The sequence below is a fragment of the Streptomyces sp. H27-H5 genome (assembly GCF_026627505.1).
In the GTDB taxonomy this organism is placed as follows: Bacteria; Actinomycetota; Actinomycetes; order Streptomycetales; family Streptomycetaceae; genus Streptomyces.
This window is the reverse complement of sequence record NZ_JAPNLK010000007.1, coordinates 72,611-85,936: the sequence shown is the minus strand read 5'-3', so window position 1 is coordinate 85,936 and position 13,326 is coordinate 72,611. Positions and strand designations below refer to the sequence as shown.

Sequence of the window (13,326 nt, the reverse complement as noted above, 5' to 3'; positions counted from 1 at the left end):
GGCATAACAGGTCTTCCCGTGGCCGAATTTCCATGATTGAGTGCCCGATAGTCGGATACCGGGTTCGAATATCGGGGTGCAGGGGATGCGGTCAGTCCGCTCGAAGGTGATCGCGGCCGCTCTGGTCCTCGCGGCGGGCGGCGGTGTCGCCGCCTGGCAACTGCTCCCCGCCGAGGGCAACGGCCGGGGCACCGCCATCCGGGTCGGGACGAGCGACGTCGTCTCCGACCTGGACCCCGCCGGTGCCTACGACGCCGGTTCCTGGGCCCTGTTCGGCAACGTCTACCAGTCGCTGCTGACCGTCAAGCCGGGCTCGGAGGCCCCCGTCCCGGACGCGGCCTCCGCCTGCCGGTTCATCGGCGGCAAGCTGACCACGTACCAGTGCGAGCTGCGCCCGGACGCGAAGTTCTCCAACGGCCGCGCGATCACGGCGCAGGACGTCAAGCACTCCTTCGACCGGATCAAGAAGGTCAACTCCGAGCAGGGCCCGGCGCCGCTCTTCAACACCCTGGAGTCGGTCAAGGCCGAGGGGCGGACGGTCACCTTCAACCTGTCCGGGCGCGACGCCACGTTCCCCTTCAAGATCGCCACGGGCGCCGCGTCGATCGTCGACCGGGAGAAGTACCCGGCCGGGGCGCTGCGCCGGGACGGCAAGGTGGACGGCTCGGGCCCGTACGTGCTCGGCGCGTACACGGCCGGCGAGAGCGCCGAGCTGAAGCCGAACCCCGCCTACACGGGGCAGGCGAAACCGGCCCGCACGCCCGTCACGGTGAAGTACTTCGCGGACTCCGTCGGGCTCGACCGGGCGTGGCGCGACCACCGGATCGAGGTCGCCCACCGGGACATGCCGCCCGAGGTGCTCGCGGCCCTCAACCCGGGCCTCGAGGACACCCGGTACCAGGCCTCCGGGGGCACCGAGACCCGCAACCTCGTCTTCAACGTCCGCCCCGGTTCCACCACGGCGAAGCCGGCCGTCCGGCAGGCCGTGGCGGCCGTCCTGGACCGCTCGCAGTTGGCGAGCGAGGTCCACCACGGCACGGTGACCCCGCTCTACTCCCTGGTCCCGGCCGGTGTCGCCTCGCACAGCACGCCGTTCTTCGACACCTGGCCGGCTCCGAACACGGCGACGGCCAGGAAGATCCTCAAGGCGGCGGGCGTCGCCACCCCCGTCCCGATCAGCCTGGGAGCCAACGAGCGCGGCGCGAACCTCGCGGAGGCCGACGCGATCGCCAAGCAGCTCACGGCCACCGGTCTCTTCCGGGTGGACGTCAAGGCGGTCGCCAAGTGGGAGGACTTCCAGAAGCGGTACGCGGCCGGGGACTTCGACGCTTACACCGTCGGGTGGATCGCCGACTTCCCCGACGCGGACAACTTCCTCGCGCCCCTCGTCGGCGCCGGTTCCACGATGAACAACGGCTTCTCCGACAAGGCCGTGGACGCGCTGATCACCCGTACGCAGGCGCACTCCGACCGGGGCGAGGCGGCGGACGACTTCCGCGCGCTCCAGCGGATCGTCGCGCAGCAGGTCCCGATGCTGCCGATCTGGCAGAAGAAGGACTACGTGATGTCCCGCGAGGCCGTCACCGGCGCGCAGTACCTCTCCGACGGCACCGGCGTCTGGCGCCTGTGGGACCTCGACTGGCTGTAGCGCCCCGTTCCGGGGCGACGCCCCGAACGGCGTCGGACCCCTACCCCTTCCCGGAGTCGGGAGCGGGGTCGGGGTCCGAGGCGCGCTTGCGGGACACCGCCGTCTGGGCCATGCCGGGCAGGAAGTCCGCGAACAGCTCGTGCACCTCCCGCACCAGCGGCCGCAGCACCCGGAACCGCGCCAGGATGATGCCGCGGGTCGTCAGCTGCGCGCCGCGCTCGGCGAGCCGGCGGGTCTTCTCGCTGTCCGGCGAGCGGTCGAAGACCCAGTACAGGACCAGCCCCATCTGCGAGAGCCACATCAGCTCCGGCAGCACGTCGGCCAGTTCGTCCGGCACCTTCGTCTTCGCGCCCGCCAGCACCTCGCGGTGCATGTCGATCGCGGCCTTGCGGGCCGGTTCCGATTCGGGGGAGAAGGGGCTGAGGGGGCTCTCCGGATCGGCCGCGTTCTTGAAGAACTGCGAGGCGAACTCGTGGTACGGCGCGGCGATGTCCAGCCAGCTCGTCAGTACGCCCGCGAGCCGCTTCTGCAAGTCGCTCTCGTTGTCCAGGATGGGCCGGACCGCCGCCTGGTGTGCGGCGCCGATCCGGTCGTAGAACCCCTGGACCAGGTGTTCCTTCGAGGCGAAGTAGTAGTACGCGTTGCCGACCGAGACCCCCGCCTCCTTGGCGATGACCCGCATGGTCGTCTTGTCGAAGCCGCGCTCCTGGAAGAGTCGGAGCGCGGTTTCGAGGATGAGCGTGCGGGTTTGCTCGCTCTTGGGAGCCTTCTGATCAGTCACGGTGTCCGACCTTATCGGGGTACGGCGCATCGGTCGTCACAGGCCGCATCCCCGGGCTCCGCTTCGCCGTTGGTACGGACCGCGGATCGCCAGGCGGACGCGGTGTGCATCGCCGCCCGGGCGAAGGGCCGGCCGGCCGGGGTGGCCAGCCAGTTCGCCTTGGGCCGGTGCTCGGCCAGGGCCCACAGGCACACGATGAAGGCGTCGGTGTCGGTCCACACCTGGCCCCGGTCGCCGATCACGGTGATCCGGCGGAGCGTCTCCTGGTGGTCGAGACCGGGGAACAGGCGCCGGGCCTCGTAGGACCCGGCCGGGACGAGCCACAGGGGCGTGAGCCACCGCTGTCCCAGCAGCCAGTGCCGGATGTGGACGCAGAGCGGGCAACCGGCGTCGTACAGCACCGTCAGGTGCTTGGTCGGGGCGGTCGTCTCGGTCATCGGGATCAGGCCCGGGCGGGCGCGGTCCAGCCCTGGGGGGCGACGGGCGGGGTCTGCTGACGCTCCATGATGCCCCGGCGGCGCATCTTGTTGAGGACCCACACGTTGCCGAGGTGCATCACGCCGAGGACGAGCAGGACCACGCCGAGCTTCACCGACAGGGCCTCGAAGAGGCCGCGGGCCTCGGTGATGGTCTCGGCCGAGCGGAGGTAGAGCGTCACGAAACCGATGTTCAGGAGGTAGAAGCCGACCACCAGAAGGTGGTTCACGGCATCCGCGAGCTTCTCGTTGCCCTGGAGGACATCGGCGATGAAGACCCGGCCGTTGCGGGTGAGCGTACGGGCGACCCAGATGGTGAGCCCGATGCTGATGACCAGGTAGATGACGTACGCGACCACGGTGAGGTCCATTGCCCTCAGCCCCCTTGAACGTGTTCAACTGCTGACGTCCATGACTGTAGACCCATTTTTGAACAGGTTCAAGCCTTCGGCCGGGTCCGCCCCCGGCCGTGCGTCAGGACCGGAGCGCCGCCCACCCCAGCAGCAGCGCCGCCGTCTCCTCGGGCCGCTCCAGCGAGGGCAGATGACCCGCCCAGGACAGCTCCACGTGCTCGGCACCCGGGACCAGGGAGGGCAGTTCGGCGGGGAAGTCGCGGAAGTCGGGGATGTCGTGGGCGCCGCCCACGGCGAGGACGGGTGCCGTGATGCCGGCGAGATCGACGGGCGGCTCGGGGAGTTCGAGTTCCCCGTCGGCGGACAGCCCGGCCCCGAGGATGGCGAGCTGCATGTCCCGCACCAGGGCGTGCGCCGCCCCGTCGGCGTCCGGGCCGAGCCACTGGCGGGCGTTCAGCTCGGCCGCGCCCTCCAGGTCACCGGCCTCCAACAGGGCCGCCTCGGCGGCGTTGAAGGCCGTCAGGGCCGCTCCCCGCCGGTGCGCCGGCCGGGCCGGACAGAGCAGGGCCAGGGCGCGGACCCGCTCGGGCGCGTGCGCGGCGAGCCGCAGGGCGACCCGGCCGCCGTACGAGGAGCCGACGAAGGCGGCCCGCCGGATGCCGAGCGCGTCCAACAGGGCGAGCACGTCGCCGTCGTCGCTGTACGGGGCCGTGGCGGCGGGGGACTCGCCACAGGTGCGGAAGTCGGGCCGGACCACCCGGAACCCGGCCTCGACCAGGGGGGCCCACTGCCCTTCCCACATGCGTCGGTCACAGACGGAGGAGTGCAACAACACCAAGGCCGGCCCGTCTTGGGGGCCGGCCACATCATGCGCGAGGATCATGCCCCGATCCTCGCGCCCCCGCCCGCCGCGCCACCACCGGATATCGGGCGCCGGGCGAGCGGCCGTCCCGGGGCGCGGGGCCCCGGGCGTCGCGTCACATGCTGAGCGAGCGCGCGTAGTTGAGCTGGCCCATGACCCACTGGAAGGTGTACGCGTCCGTCGCCGGGATCATCGTGGAGTGGTGGCGGCCGCCGCTGGTGACGGTGACCTGCACGTAGCCCGTGGTCACTTTCTCCTTCATCAGCAGGAACAACAGGCCGACGAGGCAGAACAGCGCGAAGCAGATCGCCAGCACGATCGCGTGCGTCGGGATCTTCTCCTCGGTGCGGGACATGTCCATGGCGTTCCACACCGCGCCCCTGAGCGGCATCGTGCCCGCCGGGGTGATGATCTGGTCGCCCGAGACGGTGATGTCGCCGAGGGACAGGGTCCCCCCGCCGGCGCCGTAACCGGGGGCGCCCATCGGTATCCCGCCCCCGATGGTGGGCTGGTACGCCGAGTAGGGCTGCGGGTAGCCGTAACCGGGGTTCCCGGGGCCCCACCTGTAGTCGTCCTGCGGGCCCTCGGCGCCCGGGTCGTCGGAGTACGGGTTCGGCTGCTGCTCGCTCATGCGCACGATCCTTCCACAGCCGGCCGGCGGCCCGCGCCCCCCTGTCCGCGAAACGGTGCCCGAACGCCGCGGGCCCGCACCCCCGGAGAGGGGGTACGGGCCCGCGGCGGCAGGGCGTCGGATCAGAAGCGGCGCGTGATCAGGGCACGCTTGACTTCCTGGATCGCCTTCGTGACCTCGATGCCACGGGGGCACGCGTCCGTGCAGTTGAACGTCGTGCGGCAACGCCACACGCCGTCCTTGTCGTTCAGGATCTCCAGCCGCTGCTCACCGGCCTCGTCGCGCGAGTCGAAGATGAAGCGGTGCGCGTTGACGATCGCCGCCGGGCCGAAGTACTGGCCGTCGTTCCAGAACACCGGGCACGAGGACGTGCACGCGGCGCACAGGATGCACTTGGTGGTGTCGTCGAAACGCTCGCGGTCCTCCGCGGACTGCAGGCGCTCGCGCGTCGGCTCGTTGCCCTTGGTGACCAGGAACGGCATGACGTCCCGGTACGCCTGGAAGAAGGGCTCCATGTCGACGATGAGGTCCTTCATCACCGTGAGGCCCTTGATGGCCTCGACCGTGATGGGCTTCTCCGGGTTGATGTCCTTGATCAGCGTCTTGCAGGCGAGCCTGTTCTTGCCGTTGATCCGCATCGCGTCGGAGCCGCAGATGCCGTGCGCGCACGAGCGACGGAAGGTCAGCGTGCCGTCGAGGTCCCACTTGATCTTGTGGAGACCGTCGAGCACGCGCTCCTTCGGGTCGATCTCGATCTGGAAGTCCTGCCACTGCGACTCGTCCGAGATCTCGGGGTTGAAGCGGCGGATCCGGAAGGTGACCGTGATGAACGGCGAGGCGGCGGCCGCCGCCTCCATCTCGTCCGTCTTGGACAGGGTGGGGGTGGCCATCAGTACTTACGCTCCATCGGCTGGTAGCGGGTGACGACGACGGGCTTGTAGTCGAGACGGACCGAGTCCGTGCCGTTGTCGTCGACCTCGCGGTACGCCATGGTGTGGCGCATGAAGTTGACGTCGTCGCGGTTCGGGTAGTCCTCGCGGTAGTGACCGCCGCGGGACTCCTTGCGCGCGAGCGCGGACACGGCCATGACCTCGGCCAGGTCGAGCAGGTTGCCCAGCTCGATGGCCTCCAGCAGGTCCGTGTTGAAGCGCTTGCCCTTGTCCTGCACGGACACGTTCTTGTAGCGCTCGCGCAGCTCGGCGATCTTGTCGACCGCGGTCTTGATGGTCTGCTCCGTGCGGAACACCATCACACAGGCGTCCATCGTCTCCTGGAGCTCCAGACGCAGGTCGGCGACCCGCTCGTGGCCCGTGGAGTTGCGCAGGTGCTCGACCAGCTCGACGACCTGCTGCGCCGGGTTCTCCGGCAGCTCGACGTAGTCGTGCGCGTGGGCGTACGCGGCCGCCGCGATGCCCGAGCGCTTGCCGAAGACGTTGATGTCCAGCAGCGAGTTGGTGCCGAGGCGGTTCGCGCCGTGCACGGAGACACAGGCGACCTCGCCGGCCGCGTACAGGCCCGGCACGACGGTGGTGTTGTCGGCCAGCACCTCACCCTCGACGTTGGTCGGGATGCCGCCCATGGCGTAGTGCGCGGTGGGCTGGATCGGGATCGGGTCCGTGTACGGCTCGATGCCCAGGTAGGTGCGCGCGAACTCCGTGATGTCCGGGAGCTTCGCGTCGAGCTGCTCCGGCGGGAGGTGCGTGAGGTCCAGGTACACGTGGTCCCCGGCGGGACCGCAGCCGCGGCCCTCGCGGATCTCCGTGTAGATGGAGCGCGAGACGACGTCACGGGACGCGAGGTCCTTCATGACCGGCGCGTACTTCTCCATGAAGCGCTCGCCGTCCTTGTTGCGGAGGATGCCGCCCTCACCGCGGGCGCCCTCCGTCAGCAGGATGCCCATGCGCCAGATGCCCGTCGGGTGGAACTGGAAGAACTCCATGTCCTCCAGCGGAAGGCCGCGGCGGTAGCAGGCCGCCTGGCCGTCACCCGTGAGGGTGTGCGCGTTGGAGGTCACCTTGAAGAACTTGCCGGTGCCGCCGGAGGCGTAGATGACGGACTTCGCCTGGAACACGTGGATCTCGCCGGTGGCGAGCTCGTACGCGACCACGCCGGCCGACTTCTTGACGCCGTCCTCCTCGACCAGGAGCTGGTCCAGGACGTAGAACTCGTTGAAGAACTCCACGCCCTCCTTGACGCAGTTCTGGTAGAGCGTCTGGAGGATCATGTGACCCGTGCGGTCCGCGGCGTAGCAGGACCGGCGGACCGGCGCCTCGCCGTGGTTACGGGAGTGCCCGCCGAAGCGGCGCTGGTCGATGGTGCCGTCCGGGGTGCGGTTGAACGGCAGGCCCATCTTCTCCAGGTCGAGGACCGCGTCGATGGCCTCCTTCGCCAGGATCTCGGCGGCGTCCTGGTCGACCAGGTAGTCACCGCCCTTGACCGTGTCGAAGGTGTGCCACTCCCAGTTGTCGTCCTCCACGTTGGCCAGCGCGGCGGCCATGCCGCCCTGCGCGGCGCCCGTGTGGGAGCGGGTGGGGTAGAGCTTCGTCAGCACCGCGGTGCGGCTGCGCTTCGTCGACTCGATGGCGGCGCGCATGCCCGCGCCGCCCGCTCCGACGATGACGGTGTCGTACTTGTGGATCTTCATTGGTTTCGCCTCAGCCCCGTTGCCTAGCGGATGTTCGGGTCGAAGGTGAAGATCACCAGCGTGCCCAGAAGGATGGTGAACACCGTGGCGGTGTAGAGCAGGCCCTTCAGCCACAGCCGCGTGTTGGCGCGCTCCGCGTAGTCGTTGATGACCGTGCGCAGGCCGTTGGAGCCGTGCAGCATGGCCAGCCACAGCATCAGCAGGTCCCAGACCTGCCAGAACGGGGACGCCCAGCGGCCCGCCACGAAGGCGAAGCCGATCTTGGAGACGCCGCCGTCCAGCACCAGCTGGAGGAGCAGGTGGCCGATGACGAGCACGACCAGGACGATGCCCGAGAGGCGCATGAAGAGCCACGCGGCCATCTCGAAGTTGCCGCGGGTCGAGCGCGGCGTCTTGCCGGTGCGCTTGCGCGGGGCCTCGATGTACGGCGCCGGGTTCTCGACGTCGTAGAGGGACACGCCCTCCACGTCACCGATGACCTTGGGCGAAGAAGTGTCAGAAGACATGCGCGTCACTTCCCGAACAGTTCGGCTGCGGCGTGACCCAGGACGGGGTACAGGGCCCCGACCATCAGGACGACCCAGATGCCCACGACGGACCAGAGCATCTGCTTCTGGTAGCGCGGGCCCTTGGCCCAGAAGTCCACGGCGATCACACGGAGACCGTTGAGCGCGTGGAACAGGATTGCGGCCACGAGGCCGTACTCCAGCAGCGCGACGATCGGAGTCTTGTAGGTAGCCACGACATCGTCGTACGCCTCAGGGGAGACGCGGACGAGAGCGGTGTCGAGGACGTGTACGAACAGGAAGAAGAAGATGAGGACGCCGGTGACTCGATGAGCCACCCAGGACCACATTCCTTCCCGGCCGCGGTACAACGTTCCAGCCGGCACGGAAAACCCTCCGGAAGTGGGGCGGGGGCCAGCCGGCTTCTTTGTCGGTCGGGCCCGGCCGGGTACGGTCCTCCGGCCCCGGACATCGTAGCGACGCTTTGTCGGTTCCCTTGCGCCGGGTCCATCGGTGTGATCAAACAGGCACGGACGGACTATCCCACAGGGGCGAATAGCCCGAAATCGGCCGCAGACAGCCCATCGGTCGAGGTCAGTCGGTCCAACAGGGCGGGCAGTCGGTCCAACAGACCGGCGAGTCGGGCCCGGGAGAGCCGGCGAAGCTCGTCGGCGGAGATCGAGCGTTCCTCGTCCACCTCGTGAGCCATCCTCCGGCGGATCGCCGCCAACAGCTGGTCCGCCTGCTCCTCCGGGGGGTGCCCGTCCAGGCAGATCACGAAGGCGTGCCCGAAGGTTCGTTCGTACTCCGCCCGGGCCGCGTCGAGGGCGAGCCGGGCGGCGTAGGAGGCCCCGTGGCCGAGTTCCGCCGAGGCCTCGCCGGCCAGGGCCTCGGTCAGGTCGGCCTGGGAGAGGTCGTACGAGGCCTCGTCGGCCGCGGCCAACAGCGACGCGATGTCCGGATACGGTCGGTGCGCGGTCATCCGGTGCGCCCAGCGCCGGCTTCCGCAGCAGAACGACAGCGCCGCGTGCGCCGCTTCGGGCGAGAGGGCGTTGAACCGCGTCAGCCCGGATCCGTGGGAAGGGTCGGAGCCGCCACGAACCTGTGCCGGAAGGTGGCTGGACAGCGGGGGGCTCCTCGGGGCGTGGCGTGGGTGTGTCGCCACGCTAGCGAGGCAAGGCAGGGTGTGTCGTGCCCATTCGGGGATTTCACCCGTAAGTGAGCCGAAAGGATGACATCCGGCGTGTATGACCAGCCCGAAGAGGGGAAGGCGACCGAGGCCGCCACCCCCGGCCGCACTAGTGCGGCGAGGGGCCTCTGACCAGGCATTTTCCTGCTGGTTGGAGGCTCCCCGGCTTCCGTCGGCTGATGCCCCGATCACAGCGTTTCTGGCTGTTTCTGGGTGCTGTTGGTCACGCGTTGGTCATGTGCCCAACGCGTGACCTCGACCTTCGTTTCCTGCATCGATACTGGTCAGCGTGGTGGCCATCGGCGCGAGGGGGAGACCCCCTTCACTCGTCCGTGTGACCTTAGTCACCGACCTCATGCTCGGTGGCATGCGCCAGAGCCCCGGTTCGCGTAGCTCGGGCGAGGGGCGGGCCGGGGCTCTGGCGCCTAGGGCTTTCGGTGTCTGCCCTTTCCGCGGGCTAGCGGCTGGCCTACGGGGTCGGCGGTGGGAGTCGTAGGGGCATTCGCCTCCGGGTGCAGGGCGAATTTGGCCTCGGCCAGGTTGAGCGCGAACCCATGGAGCTCCCAGACGTGCCCGTTCCACCGCTCGATGGCGCGCGGCGCATCAGGGTTTATGTGCGAGCCCTTCGGGTTGTCGCCCGAGGTGATCGGAATGGCCCGCAGTCGGCCGATTCTCGCGTCTCGGCGCTCCGCCCACTTCGACAGAGGTTCCTCGTCGTCCATGAGTCAACCCTAGCGTCGCCGTCATGATCAGTGAGAGACGTCGAGGCGGTGTTCCCAGCGCAGGTCAGGGTGATCGCCGATCCAGTAGGTATGGGCCCTGTCCGTGATCCGGAGTTGGACGGTGGCGATGTCGGGGCTACCTGCTTCCTGCCACGCGATGAGGGACCGTTCAACGTTGTCCCACAGGGCCACGGGGCCGCCCTGCCGGACGACCCCACCCTCGTCGCCGGCCGCGAACTCGGCGAAGGATTCGCGCGCAGGGTCGAAGAGATACAGGAGGCGCGCACCGTTGCTCGTGGATGCGCGGACAAGCTGTGCGCCCGGTGCGGCGAGCTGCGCGAGGAAGGCGGGCATCCACTCCTCCAGCAGAAGGGGTGACACCTTGGCCTCTCGCTTGCTGTCGGCGTACGCGGTGCGAGCTGACAGGTCACCAGCCACGGGGGTCACCGCCTGCGCGCGCGCCTGCATGAAGGAGGAGCGTCCCGTGATGGTGCCCTCGGCGGTTCCGTCGTCACCTACGGTGACCTTTGCGAGGCCCGTTCCCCAGGGCCATGACCCCACCGTGCTTAGGATGATCCCGCCGGGCTTCGTCTGCCTGACCCAGGCGTACGGGATGCGGCGGACCGCACAGGTGGCGATGGTCCGGTCATATGGTGCCCGGCGCGGATGCCCCAGGAGTCCATCGCCCGTCACGGTCCATGTTGAGTAGCCGACACCTTCCAGCGCAGAATCCGCACGTGCCGCTACCTGCGGATCGACCTCGATCGTGGTGACGTTGTCCTCACCGAGGAAGTGGCACATCAGGGCTGTGGAGTAGCCGGTGCCCGTGCCGATCTCCAGGACGCGGTGCCCCGCCTCAAGGTCCAGGGCCTCGATCATGCCGATGACGGTCGTCGGGTCGGTCGAGGAAGAGGTCGGTACGCCGGCGAGGGGCTCGACGACCTGATCGGCAGTGAGGCGGCCGTCGAGCTGCGTGGTGAGGGTATCGACGCTGTATGCGATCTTCAGCCACTCATCGGGTTCGGTGCCGAGGGCCGTGACAGGCCGCCAGGCCCGCCCCTCGTCGATGAAGACCCCAGGGTGAAGGAACTGCTCGCGCGGCACGGTCTCCACGGCCGCGCGCAGCCAGGGGGACGTCAGGACGCCCTTGGCCGAAAGCAGGACTGCCATGCGGCGCCGCTCGGACTGGGAGTGGGTCATCGGCTGTCTCCTTGCGTAAGTAGGTCGGCGAAGGCTGCGGACATCGGCAGGCCGGTCTCCGTCTCCAGCCACCCCCATTGACCGTTGGGGTTCAGCTCCAGCCACCAGTAGTCCCCTGCCCGGTCCACCGCGAGGTCGAAGCTTCCCGATACAAGCCCCAAGTGGTGCAGGTAGGCGTGTAGCCCCTGGTGCACCCGATGCGGGAGGTGTTCGACGCTGTAGGTGAGGGCGCTGTAGTCCTTGCGCCAGTCCAACAGATCGGACTCGATGCGCACAGCGAAGGTGTGCCGACCCACGATGAGAACGCGGAGGTCGGCGACTTTGTCCACCCGGGCCTGGAACAGATGCGGGGTGATGCGAATGCTGTCGTCAATCTCGTCGGCGGTGACGGGGTCAGCCCACCCGGTCACAGGCACGCCTTCACGCGCGTAGGGGGTCCACCGAAGTGTCTTGAAGATTGCGTCCCCTTGGGCGCGGATGAATTTGCGCGCCTCATCCGGATCGTTGGTGACGACGGTGGGAGGGATGATGAAGCCGAGCTGCTGGGCAAGAGCGAGCTGGGCCGGTTTGTAGTCGGCCGCGGCGACCCGCAACGGGTGATTGACCCAGAGCGGCCCGTCCAGGGCGTAGAGCGTGCCTCCAAGCCCGTACCGGACTTGCGCAGCCGCGAACCGGGAGTCGTCCGGAGGCAGGTGGGAGAACGTGGGCCATTCCGGGCGGCGCCAGTACACCGATCGCACGACGGCAAGATCAGCGGTCCTCGACGGGGTACGCACCTGCCCGGCCACTGGGGCCGGGCAGGTGCCGAACCGAGCCGAGACCGTGAGGCCCTCGCCGATGTCGGCGGGATTGAACCTGACCACCGGCACCTTCCGCCGGTTGAGTTCGGTGATCACCATGTCGGCGGTGATGTCGTCCGCCTCGGTGACAACGAGTACCGGCCTCTTCTCGGTCTTGGTCATCAGTCCTGGTTGCTGTCCTGGTCGTGGCCCTGGTCGTTCTTCGAGTCCGAGTTCGTCGTCGTGGACGTCTCGGTCCCGGAGCTCGTGCCGTGCTTGCCCATCTCGACCACGCGGCCGGCACGGTCGCGGTACACACCGACCTGGGTGTCAGGGTCAATGGTGATCGTGGAGTGCGGGCGGTGGCTGGTGGTCGGGTACGGCGCGAGTCGGCCGGCACCCCACGGGCGGGCGGGGGAGAGCTGTGCAATGGAGACGGTCACGAAAGCTCCTCTGAATCGGTTCGAATAATGGGTGGAACGCTGTGAACTACGCGACGAGCAACGCGTAGCCGTCGAGCGGCTCGGCGACGTCGTGGCCGCTCTCATCCCCGGCAGGGGTGTCGCCGTTCGGCTCTTCGGCAAGCTCGGTGTCGCTCATGGTCTCGGGCTCCTCGGGCTTGGATTCGACCTTGGTGGCCATGGGCCCCCTTTCGGTTGACGCTCCAGCGACCGGTTGATCGCGGGACTGCCCGCCCGTCCGTCACGCCGGAGCGGGCATCCGCCCCCGGTTGAGCTGCCGGCCGTAGTGAGTACCGGCGCCCCAGGAAGCCCCTGCCGGGGGGCGGAAGTTCGATGCGGACGGCCCGCTACGGTGTAAGGAAGCGGGCGAGGAGAAGGGCGGAGAGCACGCTAAGGACGGCCAGGTAGGTATAGAGAACGTGGACCAGGACCGGGTTGTCCTTGCGGATGATCCTCAGCGCGGCGAAACCGGTCTTGCCTTGAGCCTCCGCGCGGAAGCCGAACCCGGAGATTCGCAGGTGCGCTCCCTCGGGCGGCAGGTCGGCGGCACCTGCCTCCTCGGCCAAGGAGTCGACGAAGTCGTACGGCTCGAAGCGCCTGTGCATCGCCAGGTAGGCATAGACGCGCCGCGGATTCCAGAATGCCGGCATGGCTGACTGTCCCTCCTTGTACGGAATGAATCGACGCCCCCAGGAGCGGGAGCAGATTCAGGGGTTCTCGGACCTGGTGCTCTCGTCGATGGCCGCTCGTTCGGCGTCACGCTTGTCGGTCTCTACCACCGACTGTCGGATCAGCTCGCGCTGCGCGTCCTTGGCGATGGCGAGTCGAAGGCGCTGAAGACTGCGGGCCTCGTGTTCTGGCGTCCGCCAGTCGGGAGGCATAGTGGCCTCCACATGGGCTCTCATGCCGTCCAGCATCCGGTGCAGCTTCCGGTGACGGACGTGGCGGCTCCAGAGCTCCTCGGTCCACCAGACGGGCCGCATGGCGCGATCCCGTAGCCGAGGGCGCGGAGGGTTCAGGATGCGCTCCAGGTTGCGCTTCACGTTGCGCTGAGCCTCGGTCAGCGGGGGCCCT

18 protein-coding genes are annotated in these 13,326 nt (G+C 68.8%); 1 reads left to right on the top strand and 17 read right to left on the bottom strand.

All coding sequences use genetic code 11. The features are described from left to right. The first annotated feature begins 85 nt into the window (after positions 1–85). A complete protein-coding gene (locus OTB19_RS05090) occupies positions 86–1,648 on the top strand; it encodes an ABC transporter substrate-binding protein (protein WP_267796765.1) in 1,563 nt (520 codons plus the stop codon). 40 nt (positions 1,649–1,688) lie between these two features. Here the strand turns inward: OTB19_RS05090 and OTB19_RS05085 are convergent, their stop codons facing one another. From OTB19_RS05085 to OTB19_RS05005, 17 genes are all read right to left on the bottom strand, one after another. After that, positions 1,689–2,459: a TetR family transcriptional regulator gene (locus tag OTB19_RS05085; protein ID WP_392899372.1), complete on the bottom strand. Its 771-nt coding sequence runs from the start codon at positions 2,457–2,459 to the stop codon at positions 1,689–1,691. Then, positions 2,441–2,866: a thiol-disulfide oxidoreductase DCC family protein gene (locus OTB19_RS05080; protein WP_267796762.1), complete on the bottom strand. Its 426-nt coding sequence runs from the start codon at positions 2,864–2,866 to the stop codon at positions 2,441–2,443. The genes OTB19_RS05085 and OTB19_RS05080 overlap by 19 nt, the downstream gene beginning before the upstream one ends. Before the next feature lie 5 nt (positions 2,867–2,871). Then, positions 2,872–3,276, bottom strand: coding sequence for a hypothetical protein (locus OTB19_RS05075; protein WP_267796761.1), 405 nt, complete (start codon positions 3,274–3,276; stop codon positions 2,872–2,874). Between the two features lie 103 nt (positions 3,277–3,379). Further along, positions 3,380–4,141 (bottom strand): alpha/beta fold hydrolase, encoded by a 762-nt coding sequence (locus OTB19_RS05070; RefSeq protein WP_267796760.1) that lies wholly within the window; start codon positions 4,139–4,141, stop codon positions 3,380–3,382. Between the two features lie 94 nt (positions 4,142–4,235). After that, entirely contained in the window at positions 4,236–4,751 is a 516-nt protein-coding gene (locus tag OTB19_RS05065; protein WP_267796759.1) for a hypothetical protein, read from the bottom strand. Positions 4,752–4,873: 122 nt separating this feature from the next. Further along, entirely contained in the window at positions 4,874–5,641 is a 768-nt protein-coding gene (locus OTB19_RS05060; RefSeq protein ID WP_053682828.1) for a succinate dehydrogenase iron-sulfur subunit, read from the bottom strand. Further along, positions 5,641–7,395 carry a succinate dehydrogenase flavoprotein subunit gene (gene sdhA / locus OTB19_RS05055; RefSeq protein ID WP_267796757.1) on the bottom strand — a complete coding sequence of 585 codons (1,755 nt, stop codon included), beginning with the start codon at positions 7,393–7,395 and terminating at the stop codon, positions 5,641–5,643. Before sdhA ends, OTB19_RS05060 begins: the two co-directional genes overlap by 1 nt. A 23-nt stretch (positions 7,396–7,418) precedes the next feature. Then, entirely contained in the window at positions 7,419–7,901 is a 483-nt protein-coding gene (locus OTB19_RS05050; protein ID WP_267796755.1) for a succinate dehydrogenase hydrophobic membrane anchor subunit, read from the bottom strand. A gap of 5 nt (positions 7,902–7,906) precedes the next feature. Continuing rightward, positions 7,907–8,287 carry a succinate dehydrogenase, cytochrome b556 subunit gene (sdhC, locus tag OTB19_RS05045; RefSeq protein ID WP_267796753.1) on the bottom strand — a complete coding sequence of 127 codons (381 nt, stop codon included), beginning with the start codon at positions 8,285–8,287 and terminating at the stop codon, positions 7,907–7,909. A gap of 152 nt (positions 8,288–8,439) precedes the next feature. Further along, positions 8,440–9,066, bottom strand: a complete 627-nt coding sequence (locus OTB19_RS05040; protein ID WP_385643401.1) for a 2-oxo-4-hydroxy-4-carboxy-5-ureidoimidazoline decarboxylase — start codon at positions 9,064–9,066, stop codon at positions 8,440–8,442. Positions 9,067–9,515: 449 nt separating this feature from the next. Further along, the gene (locus tag OTB19_RS05035) at positions 9,516–9,812 is read right to left on the bottom strand and encodes a DUF6087 family protein (protein ID WP_267796751.1); all 297 of its coding nucleotides are present in this window, start codon (positions 9,810–9,812) and stop codon (positions 9,516–9,518) included. A gap of 27 nt (positions 9,813–9,839) precedes the next feature. Next, the gene (gene tgmC, locus OTB19_RS05030; RefSeq protein ID WP_267796749.1) at positions 9,840–11,012 is read right to left on the bottom strand and encodes an ATP-grasp peptide maturase system methyltransferase; all 1,173 of its coding nucleotides are present in this window, start codon (positions 11,010–11,012) and stop codon (positions 9,840–9,842) included. Beyond that, entirely contained in the window at positions 11,009–11,974 is a 966-nt protein-coding gene (gene tgmB, locus OTB19_RS05025) for an ATP-grasp ribosomal peptide maturase (RefSeq protein ID WP_267796747.1), read from the bottom strand. The genes tgmC and tgmB overlap by 4 nt, the downstream gene beginning before the upstream one ends. Next, a complete protein-coding gene (gene tgmA / locus OTB19_RS05020; RefSeq protein ID WP_267796746.1) occupies positions 11,974–12,234 on the bottom strand; it encodes a putative ATP-grasp-modified RiPP in 261 nt (86 codons plus the stop codon). The genes tgmB and tgmA overlap by 1 nt, the downstream gene beginning before the upstream one ends. A gap of 46 nt (positions 12,235–12,280) precedes the next feature. Beyond that, the gene (locus tag OTB19_RS05015) at positions 12,281–12,433 is read right to left on the bottom strand and encodes a hypothetical protein (protein ID WP_267796745.1); all 153 of its coding nucleotides are present in this window, start codon (positions 12,431–12,433) and stop codon (positions 12,281–12,283) included. Positions 12,434–12,599: 166 nt separating this feature from the next. Next, complete coding sequence (locus OTB19_RS05010; RefSeq protein WP_267796744.1) at positions 12,600–12,902, bottom strand: hypothetical protein; 303 nt, start codon at positions 12,900–12,902, stop codon at positions 12,600–12,602. A gap of 57 nt (positions 12,903–12,959) precedes the next feature. Beyond that, entirely contained in the window at positions 12,960–13,235 is a 276-nt protein-coding gene (locus OTB19_RS05005) for a hypothetical protein (RefSeq protein ID WP_267796743.1), read from the bottom strand. Positions 13,236–13,326 lie beyond the last annotated feature (91 nt).

Excerpts from the sequence above, each read along its gene's own strand:
- OTB19_RS05050 (WP_267796755.1), bottom strand. The coding sequence starts at position 7,901 with ATGTCTTCTGACACTTCTTCGCCCAAGGTCATCGGTGACGTGGAGGGC.
- OTB19_RS05075 (WP_267796761.1), bottom strand. The coding sequence starts at position 3,276 with ATGGACCTCACCGTGGTCGCGTACGTCATCTACCTGGTCATCAGCATC.
- OTB19_RS05070 (WP_267796760.1), bottom strand. The coding sequence starts at position 4,141 with ATGATCCTCGCGCATGATGTGGCCGGCCCCCAAGACGGGCCGGCCTTG.
- OTB19_RS05080 (WP_267796762.1), bottom strand. The coding sequence starts at position 2,866 with ATGACCGAGACGACCGCCCCGACCAAGCACCTGACGGTGCTGTACGAC.
- OTB19_RS05060 (WP_053682828.1), bottom strand. The coding sequence starts at position 5,641 with ATGGCCACCCCCACCCTGTCCAAGACGGACGAGATGGAGGCGGCGGCC.
- OTB19_RS05005 (WP_267796743.1), bottom strand. The coding sequence starts at position 13,235 with ATGCGGCCCGTCTGGTGGACCGAGGAGCTCTGGAGCCGCCACGTCCGT.
- OTB19_RS05090 (WP_267796765.1), top strand. The coding sequence starts at position 86 with ATGCGGTCAGTCCGCTCGAAGGTGATCGCGGCCGCTCTGGTCCTCGCG.
- OTB19_RS05015 (WP_267796745.1), bottom strand. The coding sequence starts at position 12,433 with ATGGCCACCAAGGTCGAATCCAAGCCCGAGGAGCCCGAGACCATGAGC.
- OTB19_RS05035 (WP_267796751.1), bottom strand. The coding sequence starts at position 9,812 with ATGGACGACGAGGAACCTCTGTCGAAGTGGGCGGAGCGCCGAGACGCG.
- sdhA (WP_267796757.1), bottom strand. The coding sequence starts at position 7,395 with ATGAAGATCCACAAGTACGACACCGTCATCGTCGGAGCGGGCGGCGCG.
- tgmB (WP_267796747.1), bottom strand. The coding sequence starts at position 11,974 with ATGACCAAGACCGAGAAGAGGCCGGTACTCGTTGTCACCGAGGCGGAC.
- OTB19_RS05065 (WP_267796759.1), bottom strand. The coding sequence starts at position 4,751 with ATGAGCGAGCAGCAGCCGAACCCGTACTCCGACGACCCGGGCGCCGAG.
- tgmC (WP_267796749.1), bottom strand. The coding sequence starts at position 11,012 with ATGACCCACTCCCAGTCCGAGCGGCGCCGCATGGCAGTCCTGCTTTCG.
- OTB19_RS05085 (WP_392899372.1), bottom strand. The coding sequence starts at position 2,459 with ATGCGCCGTACCCCGATAAGGTCGGACACCGTGACTGATCAGAAGGCT.
- OTB19_RS05010 (WP_267796744.1), bottom strand. The coding sequence starts at position 12,902 with ATGCCGGCATTCTGGAATCCGCGGCGCGTCTATGCCTACCTGGCGATG.